The 13,022-nt window shown below is 64.2% G+C and carries 18 protein-coding genes; 14 read left to right on the forward strand and 4 right to left on the reverse strand.

All coding sequences use genetic code 11. The annotated features are described in order from the left end of the window. Positions 1-106: 106 nt before the first annotated feature. Together AC1DS6_RS23525 and AC1DS6_RS23530 are read right to left on the reverse strand one after the other, a co-directional pair. Entirely contained in the window at positions 107-1,114 is a 1,008-nt protein-coding gene (locus AC1DS6_RS23525; protein WP_477103233.1) for a S24 family peptidase, read from the reverse strand. 12 nt (positions 1,115-1,126) lie between these two features. Next, positions 1,127-1,822: a S24 family peptidase gene (locus AC1DS6_RS23530; RefSeq protein WP_477103234.1), complete on the reverse strand. Its 696-nt coding sequence runs from the start codon at positions 1,820-1,822 to the stop codon at positions 1,127-1,129. Positions 1,823-1,911: 89 nt separating this feature from the next. Here AC1DS6_RS23530 and AC1DS6_RS23535 point away from each other — a divergent pair, with 89 nt between their 5' ends. The 4 genes from AC1DS6_RS23535 (at position 1,912) to AC1DS6_RS23550 (ending at position 3,225) form a co-directional block, all read left to right on the forward strand. Then, positions 1,912-2,172 carry a hypothetical protein gene (locus AC1DS6_RS23535; protein ID WP_477103235.1) on the forward strand — a complete coding sequence of 87 codons (261 nt, stop codon included), beginning with the start codon at positions 1,912-1,914 and terminating at the stop codon, positions 2,170-2,172. A gap of 281 nt (positions 2,173-2,453) precedes the next feature. After that, positions 2,454-2,720 carry a CII family transcriptional regulator gene (locus AC1DS6_RS23540; protein WP_477103236.1) on the forward strand — a complete coding sequence of 89 codons (267 nt, stop codon included), beginning with the start codon at positions 2,454-2,456 and terminating at the stop codon, positions 2,718-2,720. After that, positions 2,720-2,956 (forward strand): hypothetical protein, encoded by a 237-nt coding sequence (locus AC1DS6_RS23545; RefSeq protein WP_477103237.1) that lies wholly within the window; start codon positions 2,720-2,722, stop codon positions 2,954-2,956. Before AC1DS6_RS23540 ends, AC1DS6_RS23545 begins: the two co-directional genes overlap by 1 nt. Further along, a complete protein-coding gene (locus AC1DS6_RS23550) occupies positions 2,953-3,225 on the forward strand; it encodes a hypothetical protein (protein WP_477103238.1) in 273 nt (90 codons plus the stop codon). Before AC1DS6_RS23545 ends, AC1DS6_RS23550 begins: the two co-directional genes overlap by 4 nt. A 14-nt stretch (positions 3,226-3,239) precedes the next feature. On the opposite strand, the gene AC1DS6_RS23555 is transcribed toward AC1DS6_RS23550, so the two are convergent. Next, positions 3,240-3,515: a hypothetical protein gene (locus AC1DS6_RS23555; RefSeq protein WP_477103239.1), complete on the reverse strand. Its 276-nt coding sequence runs from the start codon at positions 3,513-3,515 to the stop codon at positions 3,240-3,242. A 104-nt stretch (positions 3,516-3,619) separates the two neighbouring features. Here AC1DS6_RS23555 and AC1DS6_RS23560 point away from each other — a divergent pair, with 104 nt between their 5' ends. The 6 genes from AC1DS6_RS23560 (at position 3,620) to AC1DS6_RS23585 (ending at position 8,908) form a co-directional block, all read left to right on the forward strand. Beyond that, positions 3,620-4,474, forward strand: a complete 855-nt coding sequence (locus tag AC1DS6_RS23560; RefSeq protein WP_477103240.1) for a hypothetical protein — start codon at positions 3,620-3,622, stop codon at positions 4,472-4,474. Then, positions 4,471-5,802, forward strand: coding sequence for a DUF1376 domain-containing protein (locus AC1DS6_RS23565; protein WP_477103241.1), 1,332 nt, complete (start codon positions 4,471-4,473; stop codon positions 5,800-5,802). The genes AC1DS6_RS23560 and AC1DS6_RS23565 overlap by 4 nt, the downstream gene beginning before the upstream one ends. Then, positions 5,799-6,014: a hypothetical protein gene (locus tag AC1DS6_RS23570; RefSeq protein WP_045239620.1), complete on the forward strand. Its 216-nt coding sequence runs from the start codon at positions 5,799-5,801 to the stop codon at positions 6,012-6,014. Before AC1DS6_RS23565 ends, AC1DS6_RS23570 begins: the two co-directional genes overlap by 4 nt. Next, positions 6,011-6,514 (forward strand): RusA family crossover junction endodeoxyribonuclease, encoded by a 504-nt coding sequence (locus AC1DS6_RS23575; protein ID WP_477103242.1) that lies wholly within the window; start codon positions 6,011-6,013, stop codon positions 6,512-6,514. The genes AC1DS6_RS23570 and AC1DS6_RS23575 overlap by 4 nt, the downstream gene beginning before the upstream one ends. Before the next feature lie 25 nt (positions 6,515-6,539). Then, positions 6,540-7,145: a DNA-binding protein gene (locus AC1DS6_RS23580; RefSeq protein ID WP_477103243.1), complete on the forward strand. Its 606-nt coding sequence runs from the start codon at positions 6,540-6,542 to the stop codon at positions 7,143-7,145. Between the two features lie 380 nt (positions 7,146-7,525). Then, entirely contained in the window at positions 7,526-8,908 is a 1,383-nt protein-coding gene (locus AC1DS6_RS23585) for a DNA methyltransferase (RefSeq protein ID WP_477103244.1), read from the forward strand. Between the two features lie 18 nt (positions 8,909-8,926). On the opposite strand, the gene AC1DS6_RS23590 is transcribed toward AC1DS6_RS23585, so the two are convergent. Then, positions 8,927-9,421 carry a hypothetical protein gene (locus AC1DS6_RS23590; RefSeq protein ID WP_477103245.1) on the reverse strand — a complete coding sequence of 165 codons (495 nt, stop codon included), beginning with the start codon at positions 9,419-9,421 and terminating at the stop codon, positions 8,927-8,929. Between the two features lie 96 nt (positions 9,422-9,517). On the opposite strand from AC1DS6_RS23590, the gene AC1DS6_RS23595 reads away from it, so the two are divergent. From AC1DS6_RS23595 to AC1DS6_RS23610, 4 genes are all read left to right on the forward strand, one after another. Further along, a complete protein-coding gene (locus AC1DS6_RS23595) occupies positions 9,518-9,928 on the forward strand; it encodes a hypothetical protein (protein WP_477103246.1) in 411 nt (136 codons plus the stop codon). Beyond that, a complete protein-coding gene (terL, locus tag AC1DS6_RS23600; RefSeq protein WP_477103247.1) occupies positions 9,918-11,333 on the forward strand; it encodes a phage terminase large subunit in 1,416 nt (471 codons plus the stop codon). Before AC1DS6_RS23595 ends, terL begins: the two co-directional genes overlap by 11 nt. A gap of 7 nt (positions 11,334-11,340) precedes the next feature. Next, positions 11,341-12,633, forward strand: a complete 1,293-nt coding sequence (locus AC1DS6_RS23605; RefSeq protein WP_477103248.1) for a phage portal protein — start codon at positions 11,341-11,343, stop codon at positions 12,631-12,633. Between the two features lie 73 nt (positions 12,634-12,706). Next, positions 12,707-13,012 (forward strand): hypothetical protein, encoded by a 306-nt coding sequence (locus AC1DS6_RS23610; RefSeq protein ID WP_477103249.1) that lies wholly within the window; start codon positions 12,707-12,709, stop codon positions 13,010-13,012. Positions 13,013-13,022: the final 10 nt, after the last annotated feature.

The following is a 13,022-nucleotide window of genomic DNA, read 5'->3' on the forward strand; positions in this document are numbered from 1 at the left end:
AGTGATTCAATAGACTTTACGGCGAGCGCGGGTCTGTCCGAAGCCCATCGAGTTCGCGCAGAGCAGTGGTGTGGCGACGATTGCTTTCACGGAACTCCTTTGGCCGCTAGTCCGGCCGCCAGGCCGACGCCTTCACAATGCCTGCGACGTAGTGAAGCCGCTCGATCTGTTCCCGAGGGATGCGTAGCATCCCGAAGCGCTCATTGACCGACGAGAGACTTACTATCCCATCGCGCTCGTAGGCCAGTTCCTTGACCATGACCCGGCCGTCCTGTGACTTCACTAGGACCTCGTCGCCGTTCGTCACCGCACGGTTGGGCTCGATCACGACAAACTCGTTGTGCTTGACGCGCGGCCGCATCGAGTCCCCGTTGCAGCGCAGACCGTACGCGTCGGGATCATTCGTGGGGAATGTGAGAAAGCCATCGCCGTGGCCGACGGGATACTCGATGTCCGAGAAGTGGCCGTTGTCGCCTAGTTGTGCCATGCCAACCACTGGAATGCGCTTGAATCTGCTTGAAGGGATTGTGACGATGTCGAACGGCAGGCTGGGTTCGTCCAGCTCAGCTTCCAACAGATTGCTGAGCATCGGGGCGCCGACGCCATTGATCAGCCATGTCGGGCTGTAGCCGTAAGCCTCTTGCAGCTTGACCGCATGGTGCAACTGCAGCTTTGGCGCGGCCGGCTCAAGCCAGCCTCTAGCCACCGCGGTCTCGATGCCCAGCAGGGCCGAGAGTGTGCCGACGTCCAGATGCTGCTCTGCCATCACGATCAGCAGTCGTTCGGGCGGCGTGCCACCGCCTTCTGCGCCGGGCGTGAGCGTGATGATGGTGTCGAACTCGGAAGGCAGTCGGCGGCTTTCCGCTGCCAGGCGGGGGCTGATCGCGTCGATCTCGACGCCGAGGCCTCGCGCGAAGGCCGTGGCGATGGTCACGCTGAGCGGCAGTTGCCCGGTCAGATACTGCGCGATCTGGGCGCCGATCTCATGGCGGCGAGCGAATTCGTTGACGCTGAGCCGGCCCTTCCGCTCCGTGAATAGGGCGCACAGCCGTTCAGCGTCCTCGCGCTGCCAGGCTTCCAGGGTCTTCCGAACGCGCCATCTAGGTGCACTCATGGTCCGATCGCATCAGGCGCTTGGCACATGTAGAGGGGATCCGCGCGGGATGATGGCGGCGATCCGATGGATCGTCTGTACCGTTTCCAGGGGGCGTGTCATTGGGGGTACGCCGTTATTGATCGAGCCCAGGCACACTTCGTCGTCGCGGACCCAGAGCAGTTCCTTGGCGACCGCGCTGCCATCCCGGAACTTGACCACGACGTCGTCGCCTGGCTGCGCCTCGAAGCTGGGTTCAACCAGGATGAACTCGCCGCTCTTGATCCGGGGGCGCATGCTGTCCCCGCGGACGCGCAAGCCATAAGCCGACGGGTCGCGGGTGGGCATGATGATCCAGCCGTCACCTTGATCCGGCGGGTAGTCGTGGATGCTGATGTATCCGTCGGGGCCGCCCTGGGCTTGGCCCACTACCGGAACTTGTCGGCCCTTTGGCATGGGCTGGAAGTCGCTGCCGGCGAATGCCTTCAGTTCCTCGTCCGCCTGTGCGGCGCCGTCATTAGCCGCTGCTGCCGCCACCTTCTTTTCGCCCTTTTCCATGACGATCCACAAGGCGTTGTAGCCGTAGGCATCTTGAATGCCAACGGCGTATTCCAGCTTGATGGATTTGATCTGGCCGCTCAGCCACTGGCTCACCGTTCCCTTGGTAACGCCGGCGGCCTTCGCCAGCGCCACCGCTTCGGCGCCGGTTTCGTCCAGGATCACTTGCATTCGTTCGCTTAGGGTCATTTTTAGAAATCTAAACCAAAGTGGGTTTAGAGGGCTTGATAGCAATGGTTTAGAGTTCTATACTGAGCGGCATGAACGCACGCGAACTCATCCAGGCCCTTGGTGGCCCCCAGGCTGTCATCAGCGAGACAGGTCTCAGTAAGGGCCGGATTTCGCAATGGCAGACGAGCAACCACATACCTCGGCCGTGGGTGATGTTTCTGCGTGCGCGATTTCCAGATGCCGTTGACTGGGATCAGGTGGACCTGGCGGACCGAGAGGAATTGAAGCCCTCGAAGAAGAAGGCGCGCCCCAAGTCCGCCGCCCACGAAGACCATCCCGAGGCCGCCTAAAAGCGACCCGACCAATACGACCTTCGCCGCGCCTCTCGGCGCGCCACAACTGAACGGGCTGCGGCCCGACCGGGGGAATCACCATGCTGCGACGTACGCAGATGGCTGCACATGACCAGAGCAGGCGCGTACGCGCCGTCCGGGCCGCTTCCTGCAGAGGCGCCCGGTGAAGGCATCCGTTTCCCATTTTTCCCTTTCCCGGCCGGCGGCTGCGTCGTGCCGGCTGCGTTGTTTCGTTGGAATGAATCGTATGAAACGGTTACAGCACTTGGGAGCATCACATGCCTAGCCTGGAAAGCGCGGTCCTCAGCCGTGTTGCTCCCATGACCCAGAAGCGCGTCGCAGAGTTGATCGGGGTCGAGCCGACCAACTTCTCACGCTTCCTGAACAACAGCGGGCACAGCCTGTCGTTCGCCAAGATCTGCCAGCTGTTCGAAGTGCTCGAGCTGGATGTCGTTGCGCCCGGGGACGGCAGCACCGTCTGCGTGCCGCGCGCCGAGTACGAGGCGCTGCGCTGCCTGGCGAAGAAGGGATTGGAGAGCGCGTGATGGACGAGCAGACCTTGTGGGCCATCCACATCGCGGGCCCAGATGACATCGTCCCTGCGCCGTCGAAGGACGCGGCAGATCGTGAGGCTGCGATCTTGAACCGCTATTTCGCGGCCATGAACAAGCGCGAGAACGCTCCGACGTTGCGCGCCGCGGTGGTCGAGTGGCCATACGCGGTGCTGGACCACGCGAAGCTGCTCGGCCGCGATTGGGATAAAGAGGGGAACCGGAAATGAACTGCAAGCCCGGCGATCTAGCCTATATCGTGCGCGACCCGTACCCCGAGAACGTCGGGCGCGTGGTGCGCGTCATCGGGCCCGCTGAGCGGCCTGAGGATGGACCCGAGTGGGATTGCGAGTCCTGTGGCGCGCCGCTGCGCGTGCTGGATCCCGCGCGGCCGTGGGTCCTTGCCGTCGACGTGCGATTTGACTGCTATGACGCGGATCTGCGCCCGATCAGCGGCGTGCCGGTGCACGACGAGGTGTGCGACGAGGTAATGGCGTGATCCGCGATGTGAGCCTAGTCGTAGGTTTCCCAGAAAAAGCCTCGATCGAGGTCTCGCTCGAACTCGACGGTCCAGGACGTGCCGCTCCCAGCAGCGTAGCGCTGGCGGGCGCCGGTGAGATTTGCCGCTACGGTCACCTGACGGGGAATGCGGCCTACGCCCTCCTTGGGCGGCCTGCATTCGTCAAAGGCAACCGTGAATTCTTCGCGGATCCGGCCATGCTTCTTGCATGCTGCCTCGAAGTCCTCTTGCTCGTCCACAGGCAGTTCTTCGAAAAGCTTCTGATCCATGGCAGCACCTCCAGTAACTCAGACGATCCTAGCATGAGCGTCGACACCTGCAACCAAGGCGGCTGCCGCACTCATCGGCTGGGTCTGTTGCTGGAGGTTGCTGCATGAATTGGACCCACGACGCTCTGCAGGAAGACCTCGCGCAGTACGTGCGCGAGAAGACCCAGCGCATGGTCTGGACGAACATGCAGATGGGCCCAGTCGGCTCGCCGCGGCCCGACGCTTACAGCCTGCCGTTCAGCTTCACCCGCTTCACGCCGCTGGCCTACGAGGTCAAGATCTCCGTGGCCGACTTCCGCCGCGACGTGACCGCGGGCAAGTGGCAGAGCTACCTGCGCTACGCCGCCGGCGTGACCTTCGCCGCGCCGGCCGGGCTGATCACCAAGGGCGACATCCCCGAGGGCTGCGGCCTGCTGCTGCGCAGCGAAGCCGGCTGGCGCTCCGCCAAGGCGCCCACGCTGCGCCCGGTGGAGAACCTGCCGCTGGAAGCCTGGATCAAGCTGCTCATTGATGGGCTTGAGCGCCAGGTGAAGCTGCGGTTGCCGCAGGCTGGCGACGAGTACTCGCTGATCCATCGCGTCGAGCAGCGCCTCGGCAAAGAAGTCTCACGGCTGCTGCACGATCGGCGCGCCGCGCGGTACCGCTACGAATCCGCGACCGAGAGCCTGAACAAGAGCGCAAAGGCGGCCGAAGCCGAGTACCGCAAGAACCTGGACGACGCGCGCAAGAACGCCGAGCGCGACGCAGCGCGGATCGACGCCGCGCGCGCCGAGCTGGCGCAGGCGCTGGGCCTTCCGCCCGACGCCCGAACGTTTGAGATTACCAACGCCGCGCAGGCAGCAGCGCGCCGGCTAGAAGAGGACGCCGAGGTGCAACGCCTGCGCAATCAGCTTGAGCGCGTGCGTTGCGCCTTGGAAACAGCAGGGCAGCCAATGCCTGCGATTGCGAGAGCAGCATGAAATCCGAACACTTACCCCTGACGCCTGCGGACTGCGATCTGCGGGACTTCCAGTTTATGCCGCTGGATGTCGTGCGACTGCGCGACAGCGACATTGCCGTAATGGTCACCGGCGAAGAGTTCCGCAGTGCAGTGATGTTGTGGTGCGCGGCGTGGCATCAGGTACCCGCCGGATCCCTCCCCAACGACGATCGCTCGCTATCCTCGCTGGCTGGCTATGGGCGCGCCGTGGGCGAATGGCTGAAGGTTAAGGAAGGCGCCCTTCGTGGCTGGATCGAATGTTCCGACCGTCGGCTCTACCACCCTGTGGTGTGCGAGAAGGCCCGCGAGTCTTGGGACTCGAAGTTGCAGCATGCCTACGACAAGCTGGTCGATCGGCTCCGGAAACTGAACAAGAAGCGGGAGGAATCTGGACTGCCTTCCGTCGTTTGCCCACCGTTCGACGTCTGGAAAGGTATCGGCCGTCCGCTGGAAGACAAGCTCATTTCCAGCGGAAATGCACCAGCTTTCCCCCGGAAAGCCGAGGACGTTCCAGCGGATGGTGATCGAAACGGTTCAGGCGGCATACAAGACGCGGGGCAGGACGGTAACGGCTTGCGCGATGGAGATGCAACCCGAGGGGCACATTCCCATCATTCCGCCGGAACTCTGGATTCTTCCGACGGATTATCAGAGCCTTTCCGCCAGAAAGTAGATCCCATTCCGCCGGAAAACGCTCTTAAGGGAGAAGTAAGGGAAGGGAGAAGTAAGGGAGAAGTTAAAAACAAAAGCGATAGCGGCGGCGTAGGTAGTTCGAACGTGGTGGGCCCTGTGGACAACTCGGATTCGCCGCCGCCGCTTTCTGCCGATGAAATCGGAAGCCACCTGGTGCTGCTGGAAGCCGAGCGGGGCAAAACTGTCGCCCTGTCCTCGCGCGCGCACGAGGCGTTGCTCCGGCTTGCAGGCCGCAACATCGCCATGCCGGTGTTGCTCCGGGCTCATGCCCTCGCGTGCGCGCGACGAACGGCCGATCAGGACCCATCCCCGGTGAACCCGGGTTTCCTAGAGCCGTTCGTGGACGAGGCGCTGGCCGAGCTGCGCACCGCGCCGCCGGCGCCAGGATGGGACGAAACCCCCGAGGGCGTGCAGGCCAAGGCCGACGAGCTGCAGCTTGCGCCGCAGCGCGCCGACGAGCACCCGATCTGGTTCCGCCGGCGGGTCATCAAGGCTTCGGGCGATCAGCACCTGGTCGAGCGCGAGGTCAGCAAGGCCGAGCGGATGAACCCGAACGAGTTCGAGGTCGTGTACCGATTTTTTCACGGCGTGACGCCGGGGCAGGTGGCCGCATGAACCAGCTCGAGCAGTGCGACCTGTGCCGCCGGCAGGGCGGGCGCCTCGACTTCAACCACGTCTGCTGCCGCGTGCGCTTCTTGCTGAAAATGCCACACGTCGAGATCCGGCGGGCATGGATAGAGTACTGGCGCAGGCGGGACGGCGACACCATCGCGACGCAGATCGAAACCGAGGTCAAGGCCCGCTGGGCGGAAAGGAACCGAGCATGACGACATCGCTGTTCGACAACGCTCGGCCACTGCGCCGGGTTGAATTTTCGGTGCCTGGCCAGCCTGTCGCTAAGGGGCGCGCCCGCAGCGTGCCAGTGATGCGCAACGGGAAGGCGGTCACGAACGCCAACGGACGCCCCGTGGTGCAGCACCACACACCCGAGAAGACCGTGATCTTCGAGAACCTGGTGAAGCTGGCTGCCACTAAGGCGATGGCCGGTAAGCCGCCCATCGAGGGACCGGTGGAACTGTGGCTCGACATCAACCTGCAGATCCCGAGCAGCTGGTCGAAGAAGCGGCAGCAGCTGGCCGCGGCTGGGCAGGTGGCGGCAACGAAGAAGCCGGACGCTGACAACGTGCTCAAGGCGATCAAGGACGGCATGAACGGAATCGTCTGGGTCGACGACGCCCAGGCGGTCGAGTACCGCATCAGCAAGCGCTACAGCACCGCGCCCGGTGTGTGCGTCAGCGTGGAACAACTGCCGCTTCAGGCGGCTTGAAGGAATGAAATTGACTGGGGAAACCATGACCGAAGAACGCCTGTTCGACAGCTCTCACGCGGCGCTCGTGTTCGCGTTCAACTTTTCCGGGCAGCAGTACCAGGCGTCGGCGATGAACAAGGCCATGACGCCGCAGATCGGTTCCGGGAAGGGGCTGGTCGGTGTCGACGGCGCGGCGCAGGCCGGAATGATCCGTCGAGAATTGGGTACGCTGCCCGACCTGCACCAGGCTGTGCTGACCGCGCGCGTCGCGCCGCGCGATGTGCCGTGCGAATGCGGACGTGCCTGCTGCGTGGGGAAGCAGCTCAACGCCGAGTGGGCCGACGCCATCGTGTGGCTGACCGAGCGCGCTATGCAGCAGCTCTCCGGATCGTTCTCGCACTACCGCGTGCGCCGGTCGATCCTCGAAAAGATCTTCGGGGTGAAAGTCAACCTGGCCGACATCGCCGAAGCCTGCGGCGCGCACCGCAACACGGTCAGCGACCAGAACGCGAAGCTGAAGCTGTGGATCGAGGGAGAGAAGGGGCGCAAGGGCTTGAATGCCTCGCCGGGCGTTGAGGCAGTCGCCTGGATGGCGATTGACGGCCGCCTGAAGGCAGCGCGGATGGTCGGCGTCGAGGAGGCCGCGTAGGGCGGCTTTCCGGGTTTTTCTTGACAATGTGCAAACCGTGCACAAAAATGGCCCTCATTCGATACACCTGCGAATTACGTCCAAAGCCCGCGCAAGCGGGCTTTTTGCTTTTCTGAGGCCTGCCGCCATGTTCCTGCCGACCTACTGGTTCCTGCTGTGGGGCGTCCTGCTTCGCGCGCCTTGGCCGAACAATGATGGCTGATTCCAGCCCCCTCACGCAACCCGCTTGATGTGTCGCATACGAATCAATAGGCTTGTGCAGGCGGCTAAGGTGCCGAATATGGCACAGGCCAACCAGTGTCTCCTCCACCCACCCCGTGGTGGATTGCCCGGCCTCCCGCCGGGCGTTTTTATTCCCCACCCGCGCATTTTTCCCGTCTATGAAAAAGACCGAAGAGCTGGCCATCCGCTATCACGCGGCGGCAGACCTGCGCCGGTACGACAGGAATGCGCGGACGCACAGCGCTGGCCAGATCGAGCAGATTCAGGCCTCGCTGCGCAAGTTCGGCTGGACCAACCCGGCGCTGGTCGCTGGCGACGACTTGCTGGCCGGCCACGGTCGCATTGAGGCGGCCACGCTCATGTGGGCAGCTGGCGAGACAATTGCCAACTGCCCGGTGCCGGGCCAGGTGCCCACCGTCGATCTGTCGCACCTGTCGGCGGATGAACGGCGGGCCTACATCCTGGCGGACAACAAGCTGGCCGAGAACGCCGGCTGGGACCTGGACCTGCTGACGATCGAACTGGCGGATCTGCGCGACGCGGACTTCGACCTGTCGGTGATCGGCTTCGACGCGGGCGAGCTGGCCGAGCTGCTGGACCCACCGCCACCGGGCACGCCCGGCGGTGGGGCTGGCTCGCTGGCCGAGCAGTTCATGGTCCCGCCGTTCAGCACGCTCAACGCGCGCGACACGGACTGGCAAGATCGCAAGAAGGCGTGGCTGGCGCTGGGCATCCAGTCCGAGCTGGGCCGCGACGCGCCGGCATTCTCGTCGGCGTCCGACCAGCAGAAGGCGGATCGCGGCGCGCCGGCGCAGCACCGCACCAGCATCTTCGACCCGGTCCTGTGCGAGCTGGCGTATCGCTGGTTCTGCCCGGCCGATGGCCTGGTGCTTGACCCGTTCGCCGGCGGCAGCGTGCGCGGCATCGTCGCGGCACGCCTGGGGCGCCAGTACATCGGCATGGATCTGCGGGCCGAGCAGGTGCAGGCCAACCGCGCGCAGCTGGATCTGTTGCGTGCCGGCGACCCCGCACCGGCCTGGCACGTGGGTGACAGCCGGCGCATCGGTGCGCAGCTGGCCGACGTCGAGGCCGATTTCGTGCTCTCGTGTCCACCGTACGTGGACCTGGAACGGTACTCGGACGACCCGGCTGACCTGTCCACGATGGACTATCCGGCCTTCCTGACGGCCTACCGCGAGGTGATCTCCGGCGCCGTGGGCCAGCTCAAGCCGGACCGATTCGCTTGCTTCGTGGTCGGCGATGTGCGCAGCCACCGCGGCACCGGTTGCTACCGCAACTTCGTGGCCGATACCATCGAGGCGTTTCTGGACGCCGGCATGCAGGTGTACAACCACGCCGTGCTGCTGACTGCGCTGGGCAGCCTGCCCATCCGCGTAGGCAAGCAGTTCAGCGCCAGCCGGAAGCTCGGCACGGCCCATCAGCATGTGCTGGTGTTCGTGAAGGGCGACTGGAAACGGGCGGTGGCCGCGTGCGGCGACGTGGATGTTTCTGACGCTTTATTCCCCGAGGCCGAGGAGTAAGCCCGGTACCGTCGCCTACTAAGGCAGGCGCCAGTAGATCAGCATGCACCCGCCGACGAAACAGAAAAGTGATGCCACCCCGGCCCACCAGATCAGCTTATAGAGGTTCTTGCGCGCCATTTCGGCATGTACGAACGTCGGCGTATCCAAATCTTCGGCTTGAGCGTTGCGTTCCGCGCGTAGGCGCTCGACGCCCGAGAACATGCTGAGTATTGGAAAACTGAGGCCAGTCAGGAAGATGCAAAATCCAAGCGGCAGCCAGAAGTCGTTCCTGAGCCTTTCCCAGGCCGACAGCGTGCCCAAGGCCGCGAGCCCAAAGCTGTTCAGCAGGACTAGGTGCTTCAGGCCTTCAAGTTGCCAGTTCCAGTATTGGGTTAGAAGGGTAGTGTAGAGAGCGATTCTCTCGGCGCGGATATGCGGGGCCGGCCTCGGCTCATCTAGTGTCCAAGCCGGCATCACTTCCCTAAGAGCGGTATTGCTCGGCCGCCTGAGCGTTCGTCGTTGCTGTGTCATCTTCGTTTTCCCTGGGTTACCACTCGGATGTCGGAGGGCGCGGCGGGATTCTTTACCCGTCAGAAGCCGGGTATTCGCAGCCATTCAGAGGCCGATATGGCAGGACGCAAACCATTCGTGCCGACGGACGAAGACCGCCGCTTGGTCCTGTCCCTGGCCGGTTTCGGCGCGCCGCATGAGTACATCGCCAGCCAGGTGACCAACCCGCAGACCGGCAAGCCGCTTGACCCAAAATCGCTGCGCCGGCATTTCCGCGTCGAGTTGGACACCGGCAAGAACAGAACGAATGCCCTGGTGGCCCAGGCCCTGTTCAAGCAGGCCACCGGTACCGGCCGCGGCGCCGTCCCGGCTGCAATCTTCTGGATGAAGACGCAGGCCGGGTGGAAGGAGCCCGCGCAAGGCGTGGAATTGACCGGAAAGGATGGCGCCCCGGTGTCCTCGGTGGTGGTGAACACCACTCCGGAAGAGTACGCGGAGGTGGTGAAGCAAGTCCTCGATGAGTACTGAACTTGAACGCCAAGCCGAACGCGACCTAGCGCAAGCCGACCTGTATTTCTACAGCCGCTTCATGTTTTATCGGCGCAAGCACTTCAAGTGGCGCCGGAACTGGCATCACAAGGTGATCTGTGACGCGTTGATGGACGTGTTCCACGGCCGGCGCCGCAATGTCATCATCAACCTGCCGCCGCGGTACTCGAAGACTGAGCTGGCGGTAACGAATTTCTGCTCGTGGGCGCTCGGCAAGGTGCCGGACGCCGAGTTCATCCACACCAGCTACTCGACCATGCTGGCGGTGAAGAACAGCGCCGGAGTGCGCGAGCAGATCCAGCACGAAGCGTTCGGGGAGATATTCCCCGGCGTGCGCCTGGCGCTGGACGCCACGGCCAAGGACCACTGGAAGACCACCGCCGGCGGCGTCTTCTACGCCACCGGGTCGGGCGGCACACTGACTGGCTTCGGCGCCGGCAAGGCCCGGGAGGGCTTCGGCGGTGCGATCGTCATCGACGATCCGCACAAGGCAGACGAGGCCACCAGCGACACGATGCGCGGCAACGTCATCGACTGGTACCAGAACACGCTGGAATCGCGGCGGAACAGCCCCGAGACGCCGATCATCCTGATCATGCAGCGTCTGCACGAGGACGACCTGGCGGGCTGGCTGCTGGCTGGGAAGAGCGGCGAACACTTCGACCACATCATGATCCCGGCGATCAGCGTGGAGGGTGAGGCGCTGTGGCCGTGGAAGCACGATATAGAGACGCTGCGCGTCATGGAGAAGAAGAAGCCGTACGTCTTTGCCGGGCAGTACGGGCAGCGACCCGCGCCGGCCGAGGGCGGCATCTTCAAGCCCGACCTCATCACCATCGTGGACGCGCTGCCGCGCGGGCTGCGGCTGGCGCGCGGTTGGGACTTCGCGGCCACAGACGAGAACGAGAAGGGGAAGAACGGCAAGGTGAAGGCCGAGCCGGACTACACCGCCGGGGCCAAGCTGGGCATCGACGAAGTGGGGCGCGTCTTCATCACCGATATGAACCACTTCCGCGGCAGCCCGCTGGAAGTCGAGCGTTCGCTGAAGAACACAGCCGACCGCGACGGCCACGGCACGCTGATCAGCATCCCGCAGGATCCGGGTCAGGCCGGCAAGGCCCAGGCGCAGATGTTCGTGCGCATGCTGGGCGGCTACACCGTCGAAGCCACCGTGGAAACGGGCAGCAAGGCCACGCGCGCCGCGCCGCTCGCCTCGCAGGTGGAGGCCGGCAACGTGTTCATGCTGCGCGCACCGTGGAACGATGGCCTGATCAGCGAGATGCGGATGTTCCCGAACGGGTCATTCGACGACCAGGTCGATGCCTGCTCGCGCGCATACGCGCGGCTGGTGTTGAAGAAGGGCGGTGCCTTTGGCAGCGTATAGGAACCACATGGCATTTCTCGACCGACTCAAGGCGCTGGTAGCGGGCCGACTGCGTAAGGCGCCCCAGCGCGACACGCAGGCCTACGCCCGGCTGATGAGCCTGGGCGGCCAGCGGTACATGCGCGACCGGCCGCTGATCAAGCCGACGCCGACGAGCCTGCGTAAATTCGCCTCGACGCCGTACGCGCGCCGGGCCATCAACTACATCAAGAACCCGATTGCACAGTTGGAGTGGGAGGTATCGCCGATCCCTGGCGTCAAGGGCAACAAGGCGCTGCAGCAGCAGATCGACGTCACCACGAACTGCTTGACGTCGCCGAACCGCGATGACAGCTTTCGCTCGTTCGTCGAGCAGCTCGTCGAGGACCTACTGATCGGCGCGGCCGGCACATACGAGCACCAGGTCGGCAGCGACCCAGCGCGCCCGCTGTGGATGTGGCCGGTCGACGCGCTGTCGATCCAGATCTATCCCGGCTGGGCCGGCGGTCGAAACGAGGCGCGCTACTGCCAGGTGATCGGTTATGGCAACGTCGGCGGCGTGCAGGGCCAGGATCTGACGGATGACGAGCTCGTCTACATCCGAATGGACCCGAACACGTCCTCGCCGTACAGCGCGGGGCCGCTCGAGGTGGCTTTCCAGTCGATCAATCGCCAATTGGGGGTGGGCGAATACGCCGGACAGCTCACCACGAACGCGCAGCCGGAGAACCTGCTCAACTTCAAGGGAATGGACGCGACGTCGCTGCAGGCGTTCCGGAACTACTGGCGTGACGAGATCGAGGGGCAGGGCCAGACGCCGATCATCGGCTTCGATGACGCCCAGATCCTGAAGCTGCGTGGCACGAACGACGATGCGCTGTTCCTGAAGTACCAGGAATTCGTGATCCGAGAGATTGCCATCGCGTTCGGCATCAGCCCCATGAAGCTCGGCGTGGTGCAGGATGTGAACCGCAGCACCGCCGAGGTATCGGACGACGCCGACTGGGACGTGACCATCACGCCGCTGGCGCGTTTGATCCAGTCGTACATCAATCGCAAGTCGATTCATGGCCGGCTGGGCTATTCGCAGATCTGGTTTCGCTTCCTTGGCCTGGACCGCGACGATGAGCAGGCAACGGCCGACATCTACACGAAGTACTACCAGAACAACGCCATCACCCCGAACCAGCAGCGCGAGAAGCTTGGCCAGCCGCCAATGGAGAGCAGTTGGGGTGACATGACGTACGCCGATGTCCAGATCGCCATCAAAGGTGCCCAGGGCGCCAAGACGATGAATCCGGACCTCGCCACCAAGGAATAGGGGCGCTTCGCCCACCACCCCAGCCGCCTTCGGGCGGTCTTTTCATTGGGCGCGTGCCCACACAGGAGAGCCCATGGGCTTCGACACACATACCGTATCGGCGCCCGATGGCGCCAAGCCGCAGCTGAACGACCGGGTTGTCCTCGGCTCGATCATCGGCATTGCCAATGGCGTGGGCGGGGGCGCGGGCGCCGCGGTCACCGTCGCGGTGAGCGGCCTGAAGCTGCCACCCAAGTACGCCGTCGTGGTGAACCCCGGCCAGGATGCCACTTGGTTCGTCAGCGCCAAGACGGCCATCGGCTTCAACGTCACGCTGACGCCGCGTCTTGCTGCTACCACTCTGGCCGCCGGCGCCTTCGACGTCGTCATCACCGCCTAAAGGAGCCACT

This window comes from Cupriavidus sp. 05L310 (assembly GCF_056398185.1).

Excerpts from the sequence above, each read along its gene's own strand:
- AC1DS6_RS23525 (WP_477103233.1), bottom strand. The coding sequence starts at position 1,114 with ATGAGTGCACCTAGATGGCGCGTTCGGAAGACCCTGGAAGCCTGGCAG.
- AC1DS6_RS23530 (WP_477103234.1), bottom strand. The coding sequence starts at position 1,822 with ATGCAAGTGATCCTGGACGAAACCGGCGCCGAAGCGGTGGCGCTGGCG.
- AC1DS6_RS23535 (WP_477103235.1), top strand. The coding sequence starts at position 1,912 with ATGAACGCACGCGAACTCATCCAGGCCCTTGGTGGCCCCCAGGCTGTC.
- AC1DS6_RS23540 (WP_477103236.1), top strand. The coding sequence starts at position 2,454 with ATGCCTAGCCTGGAAAGCGCGGTCCTCAGCCGTGTTGCTCCCATGACC.
- AC1DS6_RS23545 (WP_477103237.1), top strand. The coding sequence starts at position 2,720 with ATGGACGAGCAGACCTTGTGGGCCATCCACATCGCGGGCCCAGATGAC.
- AC1DS6_RS23550 (WP_477103238.1), top strand. The coding sequence starts at position 2,953 with ATGAACTGCAAGCCCGGCGATCTAGCCTATATCGTGCGCGACCCGTAC.
- AC1DS6_RS23555 (WP_477103239.1), bottom strand. The coding sequence starts at position 3,515 with ATGGATCAGAAGCTTTTCGAAGAACTGCCTGTGGACGAGCAAGAGGAC.
- AC1DS6_RS23560 (WP_477103240.1), top strand. The coding sequence starts at position 3,620 with ATGAATTGGACCCACGACGCTCTGCAGGAAGACCTCGCGCAGTACGTG.
- AC1DS6_RS23565 (WP_477103241.1), top strand. The coding sequence starts at position 4,471 with ATGAAATCCGAACACTTACCCCTGACGCCTGCGGACTGCGATCTGCGG.
- AC1DS6_RS23570 (WP_045239620.1), top strand. The coding sequence starts at position 5,799 with ATGAACCAGCTCGAGCAGTGCGACCTGTGCCGCCGGCAGGGCGGGCGC.
- AC1DS6_RS23575 (WP_477103242.1), top strand. The coding sequence starts at position 6,011 with ATGACGACATCGCTGTTCGACAACGCTCGGCCACTGCGCCGGGTTGAA.
- AC1DS6_RS23580 (WP_477103243.1), top strand. The coding sequence starts at position 6,540 with ATGACCGAAGAACGCCTGTTCGACAGCTCTCACGCGGCGCTCGTGTTC.
- AC1DS6_RS23585 (WP_477103244.1), top strand. The coding sequence starts at position 7,526 with ATGAAAAAGACCGAAGAGCTGGCCATCCGCTATCACGCGGCGGCAGAC.
- AC1DS6_RS23590 (WP_477103245.1), bottom strand. The coding sequence starts at position 9,421 with ATGACACAGCAACGACGAACGCTCAGGCGGCCGAGCAATACCGCTCTT.
- AC1DS6_RS23595 (WP_477103246.1), top strand. The coding sequence starts at position 9,518 with ATGGCAGGACGCAAACCATTCGTGCCGACGGACGAAGACCGCCGCTTG.
- terL (WP_477103247.1), top strand. The coding sequence starts at position 9,918 with ATGAGTACTGAACTTGAACGCCAAGCCGAACGCGACCTAGCGCAAGCC.
- AC1DS6_RS23605 (WP_477103248.1), top strand. The coding sequence starts at position 11,341 with ATGGCATTTCTCGACCGACTCAAGGCGCTGGTAGCGGGCCGACTGCGT.
- AC1DS6_RS23610 (WP_477103249.1), top strand. The coding sequence starts at position 12,707 with ATGGGCTTCGACACACATACCGTATCGGCGCCCGATGGCGCCAAGCCG.